Raw genomic sequence first — 19,089 nt, 5'->3', positions numbered from 1 at the left:
CATTGTTTTTTCAGAAACCACTGGGAGTTAAGCACAATGATCCATCACGTGATGGTTGGCTCGAGCGACATCGAGAAGGCCAAAGCTTTCTACAACGCCGTACTCGGTGTCATCGGAGTCAGAGAGCCCGCGGTTAACGAGAACGACACGGGTCAAACCCGCTTGTTTTATATTCATGACGGATCGATTTTCAGCGTCACTGAGCCCATCGACGGCGAGCCGGCCACGGTGTCCAACGGGGCAACCATCGGCTTTAGCTGCGCCTCACCCGAACAGGTGAAGGAGTTTCACGACGTTGCTGTCGCCAACGGGGCAACGAGTATCGAAGATCCGCCAGGGCAGCGGAATGGCTCCATGGGTCCGATGCACCTGTGCTACTTTCGCGATCTGGACGGCAACAAGATCTGCGGTATTTATCGGCAGGGCTGATTCTCGGGTTTTAACGTGGCGGGATAACCCCGTGGATGAGGGGTCAATTCAGTCACCCAAGCCGCGATAGACCAACGCTTCAAAGCCTTGCAGCGTCTTTATGGCGTCTTCGTCGTAGAACGGGAGGTATTGCATCAGGAGGATGCCGCCTATTCCGTTTTCGCGGTCGATCCAGAATTGGGTGTTGAGGAGTCCAGCCCAGCTTAGGCTCCCTGGCGCTCGTTGGTTGTCGGCGCTGTGTGGGCCTGTTATCTGGAAGCCTAAGCCGAAGCTGTCATGATCAGCGCCGAGGGGGAAGGGTCGCGACCAATCTGGCTGGATGCCCTGCTGCAGAGATATACGTACTGGGCCAAGCTGATTGCGGCTCATCTCTTCGATGGTCTTAGAGCTGAGCAGGCGCTGGCCGTTGGGGGCTACACCATCATTGAGAAACAGCTGAATGAATTTGGCGTAGTCTCGTGCGGTGCTGTGTAGACCACGGTCTCCATTCGCAGATGATCGGATATCAATCGGGTTGGGAATTTCTATTAGCCCCGAGTCGTCCAACCGGTGAAGCGTGGTGACTCGGGGCTGGTTGGCTCGGGATACGATATAAGACGTCTCAGACATTCCCAAGGGCTGAAACAATCTCTCTTGGAGAAAGCGTTCCAGGCCCATTCCCGTAATGTGCTCGAGGGCAATTCCCGCCTGGCTGATGCCCTGCCCGTATGACCAGCTGGTTCCCGGGTCGTAGAGCAACGGCAACGTTTGCTGGTCCAGCTCGGGATTGGCCTGCCTTATGGCCCCATTGATATGGTTGGAGAATCCGTACGCCATGCCCGACGAGTGGGATAGCAGATGTCGGATCGTGATTGGAGTGGCCGAGGGGCGGGTGGTGTATTTGCTTGTTTGAGCGTTGAAGTCGACGAGTACTCTTGGTTCCGAGTACGCCGGAATGTAGTCGGCAATCGGGTCGTCGAGGTCAAGCTGCCCATCCTCCACCAGCATCATGACCGCCGTTGCGGCAAGAGGCTTGGTCATCGAGGCGATCCGGAAGATGGTGTCCATGGTCATCGGTGCTTGGTTCGCCACATCTCGGTGACCGAAAGCGGCTGAGTAAAGTTCGCCGTCCTTGTTGACTACGAGTGCGACTAAGCCAGGGATTTTTGTGGAACGGATTTGCTCGGCCAGATAGCGATCGATTTGGTCAGCATTCGATAGGTTGCTTTCGACAGTTTGAGCGTTGGATGTCATAGGGCTTAGTAGGAACGCGAGCAAGTTTGCGGCAACGGCCAGGGTTAGTTTCGGAAGTTGTGGAATTCGCCTGAATGCCATAGCGGCACGACTTGCCTCGAAAGTCCCAGTGTAAAAGCCAGGGGCGAAAATTACACCGAGCATGCCGATGGATTCTGGTCTTTAGTTTTGGTTGCGTGGTGTTGGCGTGCCGCCCTTGCCATCACGCTATATAAGCTGAGCGATCGGTTGGGCGCTCGCGGCGAGCTTTTTGTCTCTGGTAACGAGAGGGCATCCAAGTGCTTCCGCCAAAGCCACGTAGGAGGCGTCGTAGGCCGTGAGGTTTTCCCGCCAGGCCCAGACCCGGCGGACTAACGGCTGGTGCGTATAGCGGGTGATGGGCATCAGGCTCAGCAAATTGAGTGACTGCTCGGCGCGCTTTGAATCGCACTCACCTGACAGGACAAAGCGACGAAGCACTTGGACCACTTCGACATCCAGTAAGTGAGGCGCGGCCCAGTTTTTGTACCCAGCAACTGCACTCTGAGCTGCGGCGGCTTTCTGGCCCTTCAAGAGCAACTCAAGGACAACCGAGGCATCGATGACGATCACCGCCGATCGCGTTCTTGTCGTACCGCCCTTGCTAGCGAGGTCTTAGTAGAAACGGGTTCGAGCTCGGCCAGGGATTCGAGCAGCTCCTCCTGCGTCGGGCGGCTGGCGATGGCTTCCAATTCGTGGAGCAGATACTCCGATAGCGAGGTGCCGGCCAGCGCGGCTCGAGCCTTCAGCGTTCGGTGAATGGAGTCAGGGACGTGGCGGATTTGGATCATGGTAGACATGTTTTGAGCCTAGTTGCATGTGCTACACATGTAAAGTGGCTCTTTAGGACCGTTGTTGAGTTACGCGAGACGCACAGAGTGAATGGATCAGGGCTTCCTCCCGAGAATTCGTCTAGCCGGCGAAAACCACTGCGACTATGGCCACGTTTCATAGTCTCTTTTTTTCGTCATAGTGTTGGCTGGAGATGGCGGTTCTTGGTCCATGACATTTCGAATCTCGGTACACCTTAGTGGATAACTAAAAGGCTTACGCATGAAACGACCTCGTTTGCGAACGATTTTTCTAGTGCTTATCGGAGGGTTCGCGTTGTTCTACCTGACCGGGGTGTATCTGGTGGCCACCGATACTCGCGAAGCGCCGGCGTTTGACGGCCCTCCTGCGGGCCACGAGACCATCGCCATCTTTGGCGCTACGGGCACGGCCGGAGACGGCATCCTGGAGGCGGCGCTGGCTGATCCCGGCGTTAGGCAGATCCATGTTGTTACCCGTCGGCCGTCCCCCCGTATCGAAGCGGGCGTTGCTGCGGGCAAGGTGGTGATGACGCAGCACCTGGACTATCTAGACTACAGCGCGGTCATCAACCAGCTGGCGGGCGTCGACGCCGTGTTTTGGGCGCTCGGCACCAGTTCGCTGGGTGTCGATGAGGAGACGTACGGCAAGATTCACGTGGATTTTCCGGCGCAGTTTGTTCGCCAGTGGCTTGAGGTTACCGACAAGCCGCGCGTCAGTTTCCACTACATCAGCTCGAGCGACATCTCAGAAAACTCGGACACCATGTGGGTGCGCGAAAAGATTCGTGCGGAGAAGACGATTGAAGGACTGACTAAGGGCACAGCAATCACCGCCGTGTTTTACCGCCCAGACTATATCGGTCCGACGGAAGCGGAGGCCCACTTGGGGCAGCGGTTCCTATATGGTGTGTTTGCACCTGTCGGCGTGGCGATCAAAGCGCGGCAGATTGGCCAGGCCATGCTGGAGATAAGTGCAAGACGCGATGCCACCAGCCACGGAACTCGGCTGGCGACTTCGGCCATCAAACGATACAGCGATGCCTGGGGTCAGGTTCAAGGGACAGAGTAAAGCTCGCTTTAATCTGTCCCTTGAACCTGACCCCATTTTTAGCGGGAACGCTTGACCGCTTTGCGCAGTCGCTCCAGCGCAGCCAGCTGGGCCACGGCTTCCGCCAGCTCGGCCTGTGCCTTGGCGTAGTCCATGCCGACTTCTTTGTCAGCCAGCGTGCGCTCGGCTTCTTCTTTGGCGGCCATGGCGGCGGCTTCGTCCAGATCGCCGGCGCGGATTGCCGTGTCGGCCAGGATGGTGACTACGTGCGGCTGTACTTCCATCAGGCCACCGGAGATGTAGAGGAACTCCTCTTCGTCATCTTCCTGCACGACGCGGACCTGGCCCGGCTTGAGGCGGGTGATCAGCGGGGTGTGGCGAGGCATGATGCCCAGCTCACCCATTTCGCCGGAGGCCACCACCATTTTGGCCACGCCCGAATAGAGCTCTTCCTGGGCGCTCACGATATTGCAGGTTAGGGTGGCCATGGCTTTCTCCGGTTATTCCTTTTCTTCAGCTGTCGATCAGCGGACCTGAGGCGTTTCGCCTTTTAGGCCGCTTTCTCCGCCATTTCTTTGCCGCGCGCTTCCGCTTCTTCGATCGTGCCGACCATGTAGAACGCCTGCTCAGGCAGGTGATCGTACTCGCCGTTCACTATGCCCTTGAAGCCGCGGATGGTGTCCGCGAGCTTCACGTACTTACCTTCAGCACCAGTGAACTGCTGCGCCACGAAGAACGGCTGCGAGAAGAAACGCTCGATCTTACGGGCGCGGGCTACCGCGGCGCGGTCGTCGTCGTTCAGCTCGTCCATACCCAGGATCGCGATGATGTCCTTCAGCTCTTTGTAGCGCTGCAGGGTGGACTGCACCGCGCGCGCCGTCTCGTAGTGATCGACGCCGATCACGTTCGGGTCGAGCAGACGCGAGGTGGAGTCCAGCGGGTCCACCGCCGGGTAGATGCCCAATTCCGCAATTTGGCGAGACAGCACCAGCGTTGCGTCCAGGTGAGCAAAGGTGGTGGCCGGGCTCGGGTCGGTCAGGTCGTCCGCCGGGACGTAGACCGCCTGGAAGGAGGTGATAGAACCAGTCTTGGTGGACGTGATCCGCTCCTGCAGGTCACCCATCTCCTTAGCCAGCGTGGGCTGGTAGCCCACCGCGGAAGGCATCCGGCCGAGCAGCGCGGACACTTCCACACCCGCCAGGGTGTAGCGATAGATGTTGTCGACGAACAGCAGCACGTCGCGGCCTTCGTCGCGGAAGTACTCAGCCATGGTCAGGCCGGTCAGCGCCACGCGCAGGCGGTTGCCCGGCGGCTCGTTCATCTGGCCGTAAACCAGCGCTACCTTGTCGAGTACGCCAGCTTCGGACATCTCGTGATAGAAGTCGTTACCTTCGCGGGTCCGCTCACCCACGCCGGCAAACACCGACAGACCTTCCTGCTGTACGGCGATGTTGTTGATCAGCTCCATCAGCGTCACGGTCTTGCCCACACCCGCGCCGCCGAACAGGCCAACCTTACCGCCTTTAGCGATCGGCATGATGAGGTCGATCACCTTGACGCCGGTTTCCAGCAGCTCGGCGCTTGAGGCCTGCTCATCGTAGGCCGGCGCCGCGCGGTGGATTTCCCAGCGCTCTTCTTCGCCGATGGGGCCCGCTTCGTCTACCGGATTACCCAGGACGTCCATGATCCGGCCGAGGGTCTTCTGACCGACCGGCACCTTGATGGCCGCGCCCGTGTTGGTCACGGTCATGCCGCGCTTCAGGCCGTCCGAGGAACCCATTGCAATGGCCCGCACCACTCCGTCACCCAGCTGCTGCTGGACTTCCATGGTGATGTCTTTCTCATCGATGATCAGCGCGTCGTAAACCGACGGCACCGAGCCGCGCTCGAACTCCACGTCTACCACAGCGCCGATGCACTGTACGATCTGGCCTTTCTGCTCGCTCATGTTCGCGTTCCTGCTTCGTGTCTCTGTCTGTTCAGGCTATGCCGGCTTAAACCGCCGCGGCACCGCCCACAATCTCTGAAAGTTCCTGCGTGATCGCCGCCTGGCGCGCCTTGTTGTAGGCGAGCGTCAGATCGTCGATCAGCTCGTTGGCGTTGTCGCTCGCCGCCTTCATGGCGATCATGCGCGCCGCGTGTTCGCTGGCCAGGTTCTCCACCGTTGCTTGGAAAACCAGTACCTCAATGTAGCGAACCAGCACGTCGTCCAGCACCACGTTGGCGTCCGGCTCATAAATGTAGTCCCAGCCGCTCTGCACCTGCTCATCGTGATCCGGCGGCAGCGGCAGCAGCTGCTCCACCTGGGGCGTCTGCGTCATGGTGTTCACAAAATCGTTGTATACCAGGTACACCCGATCCATCGTGCCTTCGCGATAGGCGTCGAGCATGGTTTTGACCACGCCGATCACGTCCGCCAGCTGCGGCGTCTCACCTAAGTGCGACTTGTGGGCCACAATGTTGCCGCCCAGACGCTGGAAAAACTGATTGGCCTTCTGGCCGATAGTCACCAGCGACACCTTCGCGCCCTTCTCCACCTCGTACTCCCGCATGGGAGCCAGCACCTGCTTAAAAAGGTTGGTGTTCAGGCCGCCGCAGAGTCCGCGGTCGGTGGAGACGATGACAAACCCGACGTTTTTGATCTCGTCGCGCTCGACCATAAAGGGATGGGTGTACTCAGGGTTCGCCTTGGCGATGTGCCCGGCCACCTGCTTCATCATCTGCGTATACGGGCGCGTGCGTGCCATCTGATCCTGCGCTTTGCGGATCTTTGAGGCGGACACCATCTCCAGCGCCTTCGTCACCTTTTTGGTGTTGTTGACGCTCTTGATCTTGGTCCGAATTTCGCGGGCACCGGCCATAAGCTGTTCCTATCTTTGCCTTACGTCAGTCGCTCGTCTGCTTACCAGCTTCCGGTTTCGCGGAAGCCTTCCACACACGCCTTGAACTCCGCCTCGATCTCGTCGTTCCAGGGGCCGGACTCGTCGATCTTCTTGGCGAGCTCCGCGTAGTTGCTGCGCAGGTGATCGTGCAGGCCTGCCTCGAACGACAGGACCTGGTTCAGCTCCAGATCATCCAGGTAGCCTTCGTTGGCTGAGTACAGCGAGATCGCCATCTCAGACACCGACAGCGGTGAATACTGCTTCTGCTTCATCAGCTCGGTCACACGCTGACCGCGCTCAAGCTGCTTCCGGGTTGCCTCGTCGAGGTCGGAGGCAAACTGGGCAAACGCCGCCAGCTCGCGATACTGAGCAAGCGCCAGACGGACACCGCCGCCGAGCTTTTTAATGATCTTGGTCTGGGCTGAACCACCCACCCGCGATACCGAGAGACCCGCGTTGATGGCTGGGCGAATACCGGCGTTGAACAGGTCGGTCTCGAGGAAGATCTGACCGTCCGTAATCGAGATCACGTTGGTCGGCACAAACGCGGACACGTCGCCCGCCTGCGTCTCGATGATCGGCAGCGCCGTCAGGGAGCCGGTGCGGCCTTTGACCTTACCGTCGGTGAACTTCTCGACATAGTCGGTGTTGACCCGCGCGGCCCGCTCCAGCAGGCGCGAGTGCAGGTAGAACACGTCACCCGGATATGCCTCACGACCCGGCGGACGACGGAGCAGCAGCGACACCTGGCGATAAGCCCAGGCCTGCTTGGTCAGGTCGTCATAGATGATCAGGGCGTCTTCGCCGCGATCGCGGAAGTACTCACCCATGGCGCAGCCGGAGTAGGCGGCGACGTACTGCATGGCTGCGGAATCGGACGCCGTGGCGGCAACGATAATCGTGTGCTCCAGCGCGCCGGCTTCGGCAAGCTTAGCTGCCACCGCCGCAACGGAGGACCGTTTCTGGCCGATGGCCACATAGATACACTTAATGCCGGAGGCGGCCTGGTTGATGATCGTGTCGATCGCCACCGCGGTCTTACCCGTCTGGCGGTCGCCGATGATCAGCTCACGCTGGCCACGTCCAACCGGGACCATCGCGTCGATGGCCTTCAGACCGGTCTGCACCGGCTGGTCGACCGACTGACGCTCAATCACGCCCGGCGCAATCTGCTCGATCGGTGAGAAGCCGTCGTTCTCGATCGGTGCGCCACCGTCGATGGGGGCGCCCAGCGCGTTTACGACCCGGCCCAGCAGACCCGGCCCCACCGGGACTTCGAGAATCCGGCCAGTGGTGCGCACCTTGTCGCCTTCCGAGATGTGCTCGTAGTCACCGAGGACCACGACACCCACCGAGTCGCGCTCGAGGTTCAGCGCCAGGCCGAAGGTGTTCTCCGGGAACTCGATCATCTCACCCTGCATACAGTCGGCCAGGCCGTGGATGCGGGCGATGCCGTCGGTCAGGCTGACCACGGTGCCTTCGTTGCGGGCTTCCGAAGCAACCTCGAACTTGTCGATGCGCTGCTTGATCAGCTCGCTGATTTCAGACGGATTCAGTTGGCTTTGCATGGGTCCAATCCTCTTTGCCGGGTTTTCTTCTACCGGCAGCTATAACGTTTGATCTTGCTTATTGACCTGGCTTGATCTCGTCGGCGACGTCTTATGGCTTCAGCGACTCAGAAAGCAGATTCAGCTTCCGTCGGAGTGAGCCGTCGATCACCATGTCGCCGGCCTGGATGATGGCACCACCGATCATGTTCGGGTCCACCACCGCTTCCAGCGCGATTTTCTTGTCGTACTTCTTCGCCAGGCTGTCGCTCAGGCGCCGGCGATACTCTTCGCTCAGCTCGGTGGCCGAACGCACCATGACGTTCAGCGTGCGCTCCGCTTCAGCGCGAAGCTGCTCGTACAGCCGCGCAATCTCGGGCAGCACCGGCAGTCGATCGTTGTGGTTCAGCAGGTTCAGAAAGTTGTCGTAACCTTCCGGCGCGTCGCCGGCAGCGGCGAAGATCGGCAGCAGCGTGTCGTTGTCCACGTTTGGGTCAGCGATCATCTGCAGCACGGCTTCGCTGCTGGCGCCGGCGCTCGCCACCGCCAGCGCGTCCGCCCAGGCGCCCAGCGCGTCCGCGCTGCGTGCTACCTCGAAAACAGCTTTGGCGTAAGGGCGGGCAAGCGTGGTGGCGTCGGCCATGACTTAAAGCTCCGCCGCCAGCTTGTCCAGCAGGTCGGTATGCGCATCAGCGTTGATCTCGCGACCGAGCAGCTGCTCGGCCCCGGCCACCGCCAGCGCGGCCACCTTACCGGACAGCTCTTCGCGGGCCCGGTTGACCTCCTGCTCGATGTCGCTCGCCGCCGCAGCCACCTGCCGCTCTCGCTCACCGATGGCGTCGTTGCGTGCTTCTTCCACAATCTGGACGGCGCGACGGTTGGCCTGCTCAACAATTTCGCTGGCCTGCTGGCGGGCGCTGCCCACCATTTCAGCGGCTTCTTTTTCCGCCTGCTCCAGCTTGAGCCCCGACTCGCTGGCTGCCGCCAGCCCGTCCGCGATGTTCTTACGCCGGGTTTCCAGCGCATTCACGATCGGCGGCCAGATGTACTTCATGCAGAACAGCACGAACACGATCATCGCAATGCTCTGACCGATTAGCGTGAGGTTCATGTTCATCGGATTTCTCCTGTCACCTTGGGTACCTCCAGGGCGTTAGTCACCCCGGAACCGCAAAACTGCTTAGCCCCCCAGGGCGGTTTGCAGCTGACCGATGAACGGGTTTGCGAAGGTGAAGAACAGGGCGATACCCACACCGATCATCGCAACCGCGTCGAGCAGGCCGATGGACAGGAAGAACTTACCCTGCAGCATGGGGCCGAGTTCCGGCTGCCGTGCGTTGGCTTCCAGCAGGCGACCACCCAGGATGCCCACACCGATACCCACACCGAGTGCACCCAGGCCAATCAGCAGGGCCACGGCAATGGCGGTCATTCCGATCACAGTTTCCATTTCATAACTCCCGTTTCGAGGTATTGCTATTGCGTTGTCAAAGTTAAGTCGTAAAGGCGGAGCGCTATCGCCCAACCCAGTTTTTTGATTCCCTAGTGATGCTCACTGGCCTGAGACAGGTAGACCACCGTCAGCATCATGAAAATAAACGCCTGCAGCGTAATCACCAGCAGGTGGAATACGGCCCAGCCGAAGTGCAGCGGCAGCTGCCAGATTCCCAGCAGCGCGATCAAAATAAAGATCAGCTCACCCGCATAAAGGTTGCCGAACAGACGAAGACCCAGCGAGACCGGCTTCGCCAAGAGCGCCACACCTTCCAGGATCAGATTGATGGGGGTCGCCAGGATCTTGCCGACCGTGCTCTTGGCCGCAAATGGCTGGCCAGCCAGCTCACCCACAAAACCGCCAATGCCCTTCATCTTCAGGCTGTAGCCCAGGATCAGGACAAACACCGTGAGCGCCATGCCCATGGTTGCGTTGACGTCGGTGGTCGGCACCACCTTCTGGTACTCCACACCTGCGAGGTGCACCAGGCCGGGGATCCAGTCCACCGGCACCAGGTCCATGAGGTTCATCAGGAAGACCCAGCAGAAAATGGTCAGCGCCAGCGGCGCAATCAGCTTGCTGTCGCCGTGGTAGGCATCGCGCACGTTGTTGTCGACAAACTCGACGATGGTCTCGACGAAGTTCTGGAGCTTGCCGGGCACGCCGGCCTCGATGTTCTTGGCGACCTTCCGGAAGAGCCAGCAAAAGATGACGCCCAGCAACACCGACCAGAACATGGTGTCGACGTGGATCGCCATGAAGCCCATGTTCGCCGCCTCTTCCGCGCCGTGGGCAAAGCCCCAGGTGCCGTCAGGGTGACGTCCAAACGTCAGATTTTGGAGGTGGTGAACAATATATTCACCGGCTGTCTGTGTTTCGCCTTCGCTTGCCATCGCTACACTCTTATATAAGGTGTCGACTGTTGCGGTCTGCTTCCTGCTCGCCGCGTTCCTGCCGCCGCTTCAGTTCTGCGACGGTTTCTGCATCCATTTTTGCCAGCGTCACGCCCAGGGCGATGAGGTTGGCTGCCAGCATTAAGATGAATCCGCCGAACAGCCAAGGGACGGTGACGCTGATGAGGTCCGTTGGCATCCAGTAGAACGCCAGCGCAAACAAGATCATTGTCAGTCCCAGCTTCATGCCTTCCGCACGCATGAGGCCAGCTAAAGTCACCGGTTTTACACCCCGGCGGGTGATCCCATACACTCGGCTGATCATCAGCAGGTGCGGCAGCCAAGCGATCAATCCGCCCGCGAGGGCCGCCCAGCCAGCGGCAGGCTGTATCCAGCCGTAAACCGCGGCGCTTAGTACAATCAGCAGGGCGAGTGTTCTGAGGCTGGCGCGATACGCGCTCGATGCAGCCCGTAAATATGGCGCAGCTTCCACGCTATCCAGCCTCTGGCTCCGGGCGCTATCCGCAAGTCTCCCTTGCGGCCGCGCTCAAAGGCGCGCAATCATAACATGGCGTTTTTGCGCTTACCACCGTCAGCGCCCGGTTTCTAGCCCAGTTAAAAAATGCGGCTTTTCAGGGGCTTAAACAACCGCTTCAAGGCGTATGAATCATGGCATTCAGTTGAGCTGAGTTCATCTGTGAGCCGTTAACGGCGCGCGCTTCTCGAGGCCAACGCCGCAGATCGCTGAACCAGTTCACGTTTATGGATACCCGGATTGTTATAGTTCCACGAGGTGATGCGGGAGACACCTTATGCGCTTTTCTTTGAGCCTTGGGGCGACGTGTTCTGGCCTACTGATGATAGTAGCCCACGCCGTCGGGCACGCGGGTGCACCGCCGGCGGATCTCACGCTGAACTCACTCAACATCAGCGTTTCTACCCCCTTGGCCCTGCGCCATGCGGGTGATGGGTCCGGACGACTGTTTATTGTCGAACGTGAAGGACGCATCCAGATATATCGGGAAGGTGCGGGTCTCGCTGCTACTCCGTTTCTCAATATCACCAGCGACGTAGACACCTTTTTTGAAGGGGGGTTGCTCGGCCTGGCGTTCCATCCCGACTTCGCCAGCAACGGCTTTTTCTACATTAACTACACGCGCGACGGCTCTGGCCCGAATCCCCTTGAGTCCGTGATCGAGCGGTTCAGCGTGTCACCCTCCGACCCGGATGCTGCTGACCTGTCGAGCCGGGTGGTGATCCTCACGCAGGCGCAGGCCGCAGGTAACCACAACGGCGGTGATCTGCACTTCGGCCCGGACGGCTTTCTCTATATTGCGTTTGGCGACGGCGGCGCCACCTCATCGACGTCCCAGGACGAACAGGATCTGCAGGGCAAGGTGCTGCGGATCGATCCGTGTGATGTCGGCACCTGCACCGAGCCGTACACCATTCCGCCGGGAAATCCGAACGTTGGCACGTCTGAGCCCGACGAGATCTGGGCCAGCGGTCTGCGCAACCCCTATCGCTTCAGCTTCGACCGCGACACCGGTGACCTGTTTCTGGCGGACGTCGGCGCGGGATCCCGCGAAGAGGTGTCGTTCCAGGCGGCGGGCACCGCCGGCGGAGCCAACTACGGCTGGAACTGCCGCGAGGGTGACATCCCAGGGCCGGGCGGCTGTTCCGGAAGCTTTGTCGAACCGATCCTCACTTACCCCCACGTCGCGGGCAACTGCTCGATCACCGGCGGCTACCGCTACCGAGGCTGCATCGAAGGTCTGCAGGGTACCTATGTCTATGGTGACTTCTGCACGGCGCGAGTGTTCTTCGGTACCGAGGACAGCCCAGGCAACTGGAGCGCCAGCGAATTCGACAATTTGTCAGGCAGCATCTATGGCTTCGGCGAAGACGAGGACGGCGAGCTTTATCTCCTCCAGGCAGCCAGCGTGCTTCGGTTCGAAAGCGCGAGCAGCTGTCAGGTGGTGCTGCCCGACCCGGTGTTCCGCGACGGCTTTGAGGCGCCCTGAGATTCCCGCGATCGAAGCGATTCAACAGCGTCCAGTCTCCTACGGCTCTTCCGGGAAATTCGACGGGATCTGGAACTGATAGACCGCCTCGCCGGTGTCGATTCTCAGGTTGATTGGACCTGCTGACTCCGAGCTAAATGGCGTGGTCCAGGACTGGGCCTCAAGCTGCGACAGTTCAGTGGGCGCGTCGACGGGCGATTCGAACAGGTCGTCGCCGGCCCACTGATCGATCTTGACCGTCTCCAGCTCAACCAGCGGCACGAGGGTGAAGTCGATTTCGCCGACGTTCTCAAAGAGTGGAATCTCGCGAAACAGCACCAGCTCAGGCAGATCGAAGCGGCACTGCAGCGCGTTGGCGTCGATGTCGCTCAGACAACCGCAAACCGGAACCCATGCGGGGATACGGCCGCTCGGCCTACCGTAAAGGTCGAAGCGACAGAGCGTGTTGTCGTCCGGTACGGCCACGTAGGTGGCGAACGCCATGTCGTAACCTTCGTCGGCGAACTCCAGGAGAACACCACCAACGAAGGTCCCCATTTTGCCGTCCGGATAGAGACCCACCGGCGCAAAACCGTGGCGGCAGCCGTCACCGTTGTGCTTAAGCACCCACATCATGTGATCTCCGGCTACCACTGGCGTTGCCGGCACGCGAATGCCCTGATAGTCCGGCCAGGCGCCACCATTTTCCGGAAAGCTGCCAGAGGCTCGCGTCACTAAGTGGACCAGCCGCCACCGATCAACGCTTCCTGGCGGATTTTCGGAGTAGAGCGCCAGGGTGACATCACCGCCCGGTTTGCAGTCCATGGCAACGTCGATCTGGACCAGGTCTCCGCTCAGCCCCACCGTAAAAGATTGTCCGACGTTGTATCCCTCAGCCAAAGGTGCGTCGCTCATCGGTCGTGGATTGAAATGCTGGTCGCGAAGCTCTGCTGCCTGCACGACGCCGGCCGAAAAGCACCCCATAAAAACTAGCGCTTTGAGTAGTGTCATGACCTTTCCTTCCTTCCAATGAGCGCGGGCGCGATCATCGGCGCCGCCGCTATTAGTCTTCAAAGCTGTCTGCGAACAGAAACGTGTCCAAAATGGTGAACGTCACGGTGACCGGTTGTGAGGTGTCCTCACCGCCGTTGGTTGTGCCGCCGGAATCCTGCACGACAAACTGCACCTCGGACGTGCCGCCGCTACCCTCGTTGGGGGTATAGGTGAGGTCGCCGTTGCTATCGATGCTGGGCAGGTCCAGGAAAAGCTGTGGATTGGTCAACGACACAAACTGATAGGTACCGGTCTGAGCCGTCTCCCCGCCGCCCGGATTAAGTGACGCAAAGCCAGGCAGAAGCTGAGGGCCGGCGCCGGCCAGAACGCGGGGTGGGTCGGACACCAGCAGCGTCGGCCGGTCGTTGACGGGCGTGACGATGATTTCGACACTGACCACGTCGCCAAAGCCGCCGAGGGCGTTGATCGCATCGCGAATATCGCGATTGTCCCCGCCCATGCCCCAGTTTCCGTCCCAGAGTCTGAGCTGCAGGCGGATTGGACCGCCGGCAAAGTCGGGCACGGGCACGTAGCGCAGCCGGGTGGCCGCCGTGAGAACGGTTGCGCTGCTTTCGGTTTGACCGGTCGACAGCGGAAACCACGGGCCGCCGTTGTTGAATTGCCAGCTGCCCTGGAACGGACCAAACGGATTGTCGATCACCGCAACGCCGGCCAGCGGCTCTGCGTCGACATAGACCGGGCCCAGCAGATCACTCAGCAAGACCTCGTCCGACGTGGAATCCTCGAGCGTGGGCGCCAGGGCCAGCGCGGGCTCGAGGCTGCGCGGCGCGGAATTGCCGAGCAGCACATACCCCCGACCGCCGCCGTCTTGCGGCGCGCCGATCACCAGATCATCCAGCCCGTCGTTATTGAAGTCCCCGGCACCAGCCAGCGCGGCGCCGAGCCGCTGGTTTCCCGCCGGCCCTTCGACCACAAAACCGTTACTCCCGCTCAGGTCGGAGAGTTCGAGCTCCGCTGGGAAAGTGGCTGCCCCGAAGACGACATAGACCACTCCCGGGATCGACAGGTCACCAGGACCCCGGTTTGGGTCACCAATTGCGAGGTCGTCGAATCCGTCACCATTGATGTCCCCGATCGCGCTGACCGCTTCACCCAGCTGCCCGAGGATGGCGACATCGTTAATGCGAAAGCCGTTGCTGCCATCCAGGCTGGCGAGGTCAAGCGCCGGCGGATAGTCCGCCGCCTGGCCAAACACGACGTAGACCCCCGCGGTGGTGGCGCCCGGCGCGCCCACAAAAAGATCGTCGAAGCCGTCGCCGTTAAGGTCCCCGGCGGTGCCGACAACACCCACGTTCGCCTCATCCGCGGCGTTCGCCCGCATCGCAAAGCCGCCTTCGTCCCCAAAGGAGAAGTTGAGGCCGCGGGAGCTCACCGTACTGTCGCTGAACCCGTACAGCAGATAGGCCGCGTCCTCGGAGGTCGTGGCGTCCCCGGGTGCACCGAGGATCAGGTCGTCGAAACTGTCGTTGTTGAAGTTGCCAGCGGCCGCAACCGTTGTGCCGAGAAGGTCCCCAACCCGGAATCCGGGAATCTCAAAGCCGTTCAGTCCGCTCAACGAGCCAAGGCTCACGGAGCTGGCCACCGGGCCGAAGGCCACATAGCCCTGGCCTGAGCTGTTGCCTCCGCTAGCGTCCTGGCTACCGATCAGCAGGTCGCCCGGGGTGTCGTCGTTGACGTCGCCGACAATCGCCAGCGCGCTGACGCGTTCGCCGGTAAAGGGCGTGACCAGCTGGCGAATGCCGATCGGCAGCGACGGCCCGAGCGTCACGCTGGCCGGGAATGCGCCGATCTGCCCCGGCAAAACGTAGACTCGACCGTTCGTGCTGTTGTCGGTGGTGAACGCCAGATCGTCGCGACCGTCGCCGGTGAGGTCAGCGCCACCGGTCACAGCAAGACCCAGCTCCAGACTGAACTCCAGCGTCCCGTTGGATATGCGAAAGCCGTTGCTGCCGTCGAGATCCGCCGTGGCGAGCGCGGCAGTAGGCGCTGCGCTCCCGAACATGACATAAACCTCGCCCAGCCCACCGTCCGCCTGCGGTGCGCCAAAAATCACGTCGTCGAACCCGTCGCCATTGACGTCGCCGGTGCCGCTGACCGACTGCCCCAGGCGGTCGGCGCTGGTGCTGGTATTACTGAGCTGGACGCTGTTCGCCCCGCTCGCTCCGGTGAGGTCAATCAGCCCTTGGGCTTCGGCTGGATCGATCGGCAGCAAGGGGATCGCAACTGCGCAGAGCGTGACTACCGCGGGCGTCCAAGGCGGCAGGCTGGTGTGTCTTTTCATGGCCAATTCCCTCCTGGCTCATAAAGGCGTACGTGGAACCGGGCCAGGCGGGGCCAGCGCGAGCGGATGGATGCCGCACAATCACGGAAAAACGCTAAAGACTGGCGTTAAGCCGCCGATCTATTTCTGACGAGTCACATGGCAGCCGAGACCCACCCGTGAGCAATATTTTTGTCGCCCGTCAGCCCATCTACGACACCAACCGTCTGGTGGTGGCCTCTGAGCTTTTGTTTCGGCCCATGGACGATGACGATCAGTTTGAGGAAGACCGGGCCACCGCCCGGGTCATGATGAGCGCTTTGGTGGACCTGGATTTTGAGGCGGTCAGCGCCGGCCGACCGGTGCTGATCAACATGACCCGTCCCTTCCTCACCGGCGAGTACACCCTGCCGCTGAACAAAGACCAGGTAATCCTGGAGGTGCTCGAAACGGTTGAGGTGGACGATGCGGTCATCGACGGCGTCAAGCGGCTGTCTCGCGAGGGCTTCCACATTGCGCTCGATGACTTTGAGCTGGGCCTGTCCACCGAGCAACTGCTGCCCTACGCCCAAACCGTCAAGCTCGACGTGATGAACCTGTCTGCCGAGCAGCTGGAGGCGCACGTCGTCCACCTACGAGGTCTGGGCAAAGCGCTGCTGGCTGAAAAGGTGGAGACCATGGCCCACTTCGAAATGTGCCAAACCATGGGCTTTGACTATTACCAGGGCTATTTCCTTTCCCGACCCCAGATGGTGGCAGGACGAAGCGTGCCAGCGGGGCTGGCGACCGGCCTGCAGCTCCTCAACGAGCTGAGTCAGCCTGACGCGGAGCTCGACGAAATCGAAAAGCTGATTCAGCAGGACGTGGGCCTGTCCTACCGCTTGCTGCGTTACATCAACTCCAGCTTTTTTGCCCGCGCGAATAAGATCGGCTCGATCCGCCAGGCACTCGTCATGATGGGCCTGGTGGAGGTACGCCGCTGGGCGTCGCTCCTCACGCTGGCTGGCGTCCGGTCACATCCACCTGAGCTGCTGCGGGTTGCCCTCCAGCGGGCCCGCATGTGTGAGCTGCTTGGGGAAGCCATCGGCGATGCGGATGGCGCGCGGTTTTTTACGATTGGCCTGTTCTCTCACCTGGACGTCATGCTGCAGGTGCCGATGGACGAAGTACTGGAGTCTCTGCCGCTCACCGAAGATTTTCGTGCCGCCCTCCAGAACGGCGTAGGCCCCTGTGGGGAAGCGCTGGGGTGCTGCCGGGCGTACGAGCAGACCGACGTCAGCCAAGCCCAAATGCAAGGTTTACCCTTCGAGGCTATCCGTAGCGCCTATTTGAACAGCATGGTATGGGCTGACGATATCGTCTCCGGCCTGGTTTCCAGCGCCAACGCGAGCCCCGAAGCCGCCGCCAAATCGGCCTGACAACCCCCGGCCAAAGCTGGCAAACACAACGTTGTTGCTGGCTATAGCTCAAAGCCATCGGCAAACACCGCATCATCGGTCGGCTGGACCTCCACCGCACCGGCGTCGCACGGGCTCGCGCGCGGTTCTCCACGCTGATCGACCGTTAGCACACAGTCCGACACCGCACCGAGCACCGGGCTGGTGGCAGCCGGCAGAATCACCGGCGTTGGCCCGCCGAAGTCACCCAACGACTGCAGCTCAAGGTCCAGCGCTAGCGTATCGGTCAGCGGATCCACCTGGCAGGTCGCGTCGGTGACCACGTTGCCGCCGAGCGAGATGGGCAAACCTCCGCCGAAAAACAGCTCGCAGGCGCCATCGATGGCACTGTTGCTGAAACGGGAATCCGCGTTCAGTGCCTGGACGCTGGCGCCCGAATGGGTTGAGGTGATGGTGACGTGGTCCAGGTCAAGCAAGGTCATCAGGTTGGCCGCCTGGATAGCGCTCGGGCCCACCGCAACGTTATTGCTGAAGGTCGAATTCTCCAGCGCCAGCACGAGCCCGCCGGACATCACAATGGCGCCGCCGACAGCATCCGCCTGATTGTCGGCCAGCGTGCACGCTCGAAAATCGAGTGCGCCGCCCTCCAGATAGATCGCCCCGCCGGCTCCGGAAAACTCACCGTCGACGTTCACGGCCCGATTGTTCCGGAACACACACCCCTCAAGACTCAGCGCGCTGTTGTCGCCGAAGATGGCGCCACCGATGCGGCGAGAGAAGCCGCTCATGGTGAGCCCCTCGCCGGTAACGAAGGTATCGAAAAGTTCGAAGCCGGGCCCGACGCTCGCCGTGACGCTTGTGCGATCAAAGTTGAGCTGTGCGTCGAACGCAGCCAGCGGGAAGGTCGCGTTATCCGCGATCCGGCAGTCCGAGAAATCCGCGTTCACGCTGTCCTCTAGAAACAGAGCGGCGCCGCGCGATTCGTTGTCACTGATCCGGCTGTTCGAGACCGAAAGCATCCCCCCGGAAGCCCTAACGGCGCCGCCGACACCAGTGATCGCGCCGTTATTGATGATCCGTGAGCCGCTGATCACAACGTCGGCGGCCACGGTGTAAAGGGCGCCGCCGGACTGACTGACGTTAAAGGTGTTGCCCGACAGGGTGACCGTCCGCAGCTCAAGGTCGGTATCCTGTACACAGATCCCCCCACCGCGCAACGCGCTGTTATCGATGATGTCGGTGGATTCGATAACTGTGCGCGCCCGCAGAAACAGCCCGCCACCGGTACAGGCGCTGGTCGTAGTGACGCTGGAAACGTTGGCTTCGATCACCGAATCGAAGATCTGCACCTGGGGCTCGACCGCGGGATCATCATCCGGGTCGGCAAAAATGGCGCCGCCGAAGGGTGCCCGGTTGTCCAGCAGATGAACACGGCGCAAGGTCATCGACGCTGTTGAATCAGCGTCCATCCGAATAGCGCCGCCGCCATGAGCGAAGCTGGTGGTGCCAAAGCCGGTCACGGTCAGGTCCAGCAAGGTAAGGCTGCCGCCCTCGTGCACGTCGAAGGCCCGGAGAAATGAGGCCGCGGGCCCCTGCGCAATGACGCTCCGGCCCATGCCGGCGCCTTCGATAGTGATGGTGGACGCGATATCGAAATCTCCCTCCGTGGCTGCGCCGCTGCCTTCGGAGGTCAGGGTGATCGTATCGGCGGGGAGCAAGATGGTGTCTGGACCGGGATTGAGTTCCGCAAAAATGATTGCGCCGCGCAGGCTGCAGTCGATGGGTGCGGCGCTACAACCCGTGGCTGCTGCTGCGTCGTCGATACGATCAACCTCGACGGTAGCGGCTTGGGCCGCGAGACTTAGCAACAGGGCGAATGCCACAAAAAAGGATCGACAAAACATAGGAGGCCTCCGAAACAACGGTATTCATCTTTAGTATTCGCGAGCCTCTGTGCAGCGTTTACCCAAATTTTTGGGGGTCTGTGGGTAGGCCTTA

At 60.9% G+C, this 19,089-nt stretch carries 19 protein-coding genes; 4 read left to right on the top strand and 15 right to left on the bottom strand.

The genetic code is table 11. The features are described from left to right. Positions 1–36 precede the first annotated feature (36 nt). Positions 37–429, top strand: coding sequence for a VOC family protein (locus AAF358_08800; GenBank protein ID MEM7705636.1), 393 nt, complete (start codon positions 37–39; stop codon positions 427–429). Between the two features lie 48 nt (positions 430–477). Here AAF358_08800 and AAF358_08795 read toward each other — a convergent pair whose 3' ends face one another. From AAF358_08795 to AAF358_08785, 3 genes are all read right to left on the bottom strand, one after another. Then, positions 478–1,662 (bottom strand): serine hydrolase domain-containing protein, encoded by a 1,185-nt coding sequence (locus AAF358_08795; GenBank protein ID MEM7705635.1) that lies wholly within the window; start codon positions 1,660–1,662, stop codon positions 478–480. Between the two features lie 207 nt (positions 1,663–1,869). Continuing rightward, positions 1,870–2,253: a type II toxin-antitoxin system VapC family toxin gene (locus AAF358_08790; protein MEM7705634.1), complete on the bottom strand. Its 384-nt coding sequence runs from the start codon at positions 2,251–2,253 to the stop codon at positions 1,870–1,872. Beyond that, the gene (locus AAF358_08785; GenBank protein ID MEM7705633.1) at positions 2,250–2,480 is read right to left on the bottom strand and encodes a hypothetical protein; all 231 of its coding nucleotides are present in this window, start codon (positions 2,478–2,480) and stop codon (positions 2,250–2,252) included. Before AAF358_08785 ends, AAF358_08790 begins: the two co-directional genes overlap by 4 nt. Before the next feature lie 253 nt (positions 2,481–2,733). Between AAF358_08785 and AAF358_08780 the strand changes: the two genes are divergently transcribed. Continuing rightward, positions 2,734–3,561, top strand: a complete 828-nt coding sequence (locus AAF358_08780; GenBank protein MEM7705632.1) for an NAD(P)H-binding protein — start codon at positions 2,734–2,736, stop codon at positions 3,559–3,561. Between the two features lie 38 nt (positions 3,562–3,599). Here AAF358_08780 and AAF358_08775 read toward each other — a convergent pair whose 3' ends face one another. From AAF358_08775 to AAF358_08735, 9 genes are all read right to left on the bottom strand, one after another. Next, positions 3,600–4,028 carry a F0F1 ATP synthase subunit epsilon gene (locus AAF358_08775; protein ID MEM7705631.1) on the bottom strand — a complete coding sequence of 143 codons (429 nt, stop codon included), beginning with the start codon at positions 4,026–4,028 and terminating at the stop codon, positions 3,600–3,602. 62 nt (positions 4,029–4,090) lie between these two features. After that, positions 4,091–5,488 carry a F0F1 ATP synthase subunit beta gene (gene atpD / locus AAF358_08770; GenBank protein MEM7705630.1) on the bottom strand — a complete coding sequence of 466 codons (1,398 nt, stop codon included), beginning with the start codon at positions 5,486–5,488 and terminating at the stop codon, positions 4,091–4,093. A gap of 46 nt (positions 5,489–5,534) precedes the next feature. Then, on the bottom strand, positions 5,535–6,401 hold the full coding sequence (gene atpG, locus AAF358_08765; protein ID MEM7705629.1) for a F0F1 ATP synthase subunit gamma: 867 nt from the start codon (positions 6,399–6,401) through the stop codon (positions 5,535–5,537). 41 nt (positions 6,402–6,442) lie between these two features. Continuing rightward, the gene (gene atpA, locus AAF358_08760) at positions 6,443–7,990 is read right to left on the bottom strand and encodes a F0F1 ATP synthase subunit alpha (GenBank protein MEM7705628.1); all 1,548 of its coding nucleotides are present in this window, start codon (positions 7,988–7,990) and stop codon (positions 6,443–6,445) included. A gap of 91 nt (positions 7,991–8,081) precedes the next feature. After that, the gene (locus tag AAF358_08755) at positions 8,082–8,612 is read right to left on the bottom strand and encodes a F0F1 ATP synthase subunit delta (protein MEM7705627.1); all 531 of its coding nucleotides are present in this window, start codon (positions 8,610–8,612) and stop codon (positions 8,082–8,084) included. A 3-nt stretch (positions 8,613–8,615) separates the two neighbouring features. Continuing rightward, positions 8,616–9,086, bottom strand: a complete 471-nt coding sequence (locus AAF358_08750; protein MEM7705626.1) for a F0F1 ATP synthase subunit B — start codon at positions 9,084–9,086, stop codon at positions 8,616–8,618. Positions 9,087–9,149: 63 nt separating this feature from the next. Then, a complete protein-coding gene (gene atpE, locus AAF358_08745) occupies positions 9,150–9,419 on the bottom strand; it encodes a F0F1 ATP synthase subunit C (GenBank protein ID MEM7705625.1) in 270 nt (89 codons plus the stop codon). Positions 9,420–9,511: 92 nt separating this feature from the next. Beyond that, on the bottom strand, positions 9,512–10,357 hold the full coding sequence (atpB, locus tag AAF358_08740) for a F0F1 ATP synthase subunit A (protein ID MEM7705624.1): 846 nt from the start codon (positions 10,355–10,357) through the stop codon (positions 9,512–9,514). 10 nt (positions 10,358–10,367) lie between these two features. Beyond that, entirely contained in the window at positions 10,368–10,850 is a 483-nt protein-coding gene (locus tag AAF358_08735; protein ID MEM7705623.1) for an ATP synthase subunit I, read from the bottom strand. A 364-nt stretch (positions 10,851–11,214) separates the two neighbouring features. Between AAF358_08735 and AAF358_08730 the strand changes: the two genes are divergently transcribed. After that, positions 11,215–12,381 (top strand): PQQ-dependent sugar dehydrogenase, encoded by a 1,167-nt coding sequence (locus AAF358_08730; protein ID MEM7705622.1) that lies wholly within the window; start codon positions 11,215–11,217, stop codon positions 12,379–12,381. Between the two features lie 39 nt (positions 12,382–12,420). Here the strand turns inward: AAF358_08730 and AAF358_08725 are convergent, their stop codons facing one another. Then, a complete protein-coding gene (locus tag AAF358_08725; GenBank protein MEM7705621.1) occupies positions 12,421–13,371 on the bottom strand; it encodes a hypothetical protein in 951 nt (316 codons plus the stop codon). Between the two features lie 52 nt (positions 13,372–13,423). Then, on the bottom strand, positions 13,424–15,715 hold the full coding sequence (locus AAF358_08720; GenBank protein ID MEM7705620.1) for an integrin alpha: 2,292 nt from the start codon (positions 15,713–15,715) through the stop codon (positions 13,424–13,426). 158 nt (positions 15,716–15,873) lie between these two features. Here AAF358_08720 and AAF358_08715 point away from each other — a divergent pair, with 158 nt between their 5' ends. Next, entirely contained in the window at positions 15,874–17,112 is a 1,239-nt protein-coding gene (locus tag AAF358_08715) for an HDOD domain-containing protein (GenBank protein MEM7705619.1), read from the top strand. A gap of 41 nt (positions 17,113–17,153) precedes the next feature. On the opposite strand, the gene AAF358_08710 is transcribed toward AAF358_08715, so the two are convergent. Then, positions 17,154–18,995, bottom strand: coding sequence for a right-handed parallel beta-helix repeat-containing protein (locus AAF358_08710; protein ID MEM7705618.1), 1,842 nt, complete (start codon positions 18,993–18,995; stop codon positions 17,154–17,156). Positions 18,996–19,089 lie beyond the last annotated feature (94 nt).

This window comes from Pseudomonadota bacterium (assembly GCA_039033415.1).
In the GTDB taxonomy this organism is placed as follows: domain Bacteria; phylum Pseudomonadota; class Gammaproteobacteria; order Xanthomonadales; family SZUA-38; genus JANQOZ01.
This window is presented reverse-complemented; position numbering and strand designations above follow the sequence as displayed.

Bases quoted from the DNA above. Each gene is read 5' to 3' on its own strand.
- AAF358_08800 (MEM7705636.1), top strand. From the start codon at position 37: ATGATCCATCACGTGATGGTTGGCTCGAGCGACATCGAGAAGGCCAAA.
- atpD (MEM7705630.1), bottom strand. From the start codon at position 5,488: ATGAGCGAGCAGAAAGGCCAGATCGTACAGTGCATCGGCGCTGTGGTA.
- AAF358_08780 (MEM7705632.1), top strand. From the start codon at position 2,734: ATGAAACGACCTCGTTTGCGAACGATTTTTCTAGTGCTTATCGGAGGG.
- AAF358_08785 (MEM7705633.1), bottom strand. From the start codon at position 2,480: ATGTCTACCATGATCCAAATCCGCCACGTCCCTGACTCCATTCACCGA.
- AAF358_08725 (MEM7705621.1), bottom strand. From the start codon at position 13,371: ATGACACTACTCAAAGCGCTAGTTTTTATGGGGTGCTTTTCGGCCGGC.
- atpB (MEM7705624.1), bottom strand. From the start codon at position 10,357: ATGGCAAGCGAAGGCGAAACACAGACAGCCGGTGAATATATTGTTCAC.
- AAF358_08775 (MEM7705631.1), bottom strand. From the start codon at position 4,028: ATGGCCACCCTAACCTGCAATATCGTGAGCGCCCAGGAAGAGCTCTAT.
- atpA (MEM7705628.1), bottom strand. From the start codon at position 7,990: ATGCAAAGCCAACTGAATCCGTCTGAAATCAGCGAGCTGATCAAGCAG.
- AAF358_08755 (MEM7705627.1), bottom strand. From the start codon at position 8,612: ATGGCCGACGCCACCACGCTTGCCCGCCCTTACGCCAAAGCTGTTTTC.
- atpG (MEM7705629.1), bottom strand. From the start codon at position 6,401: ATGGCCGGTGCCCGCGAAATTCGGACCAAGATCAAGAGCGTCAACAAC.
- atpE (MEM7705625.1), bottom strand. From the start codon at position 9,419: ATGGAAACTGTGATCGGAATGACCGCCATTGCCGTGGCCCTGCTGATT.
- AAF358_08795 (MEM7705635.1), bottom strand. From the start codon at position 1,662: ATGACATCCAACGCTCAAACTGTCGAAAGCAACCTATCGAATGCTGAC.
- AAF358_08750 (MEM7705626.1), bottom strand. From the start codon at position 9,086: ATGAACATGAACCTCACGCTAATCGGTCAGAGCATTGCGATGATCGTG.
- AAF358_08710 (MEM7705618.1), bottom strand. From the start codon at position 18,995: ATGTTTTGTCGATCCTTTTTTGTGGCATTCGCCCTGTTGCTAAGTCTC.
- AAF358_08720 (MEM7705620.1), bottom strand. From the start codon at position 15,715: ATGAAAAGACACACCAGCCTGCCGCCTTGGACGCCCGCGGTAGTCACG.
- AAF358_08730 (MEM7705622.1), top strand. From the start codon at position 11,215: ATGATAGTAGCCCACGCCGTCGGGCACGCGGGTGCACCGCCGGCGGAT.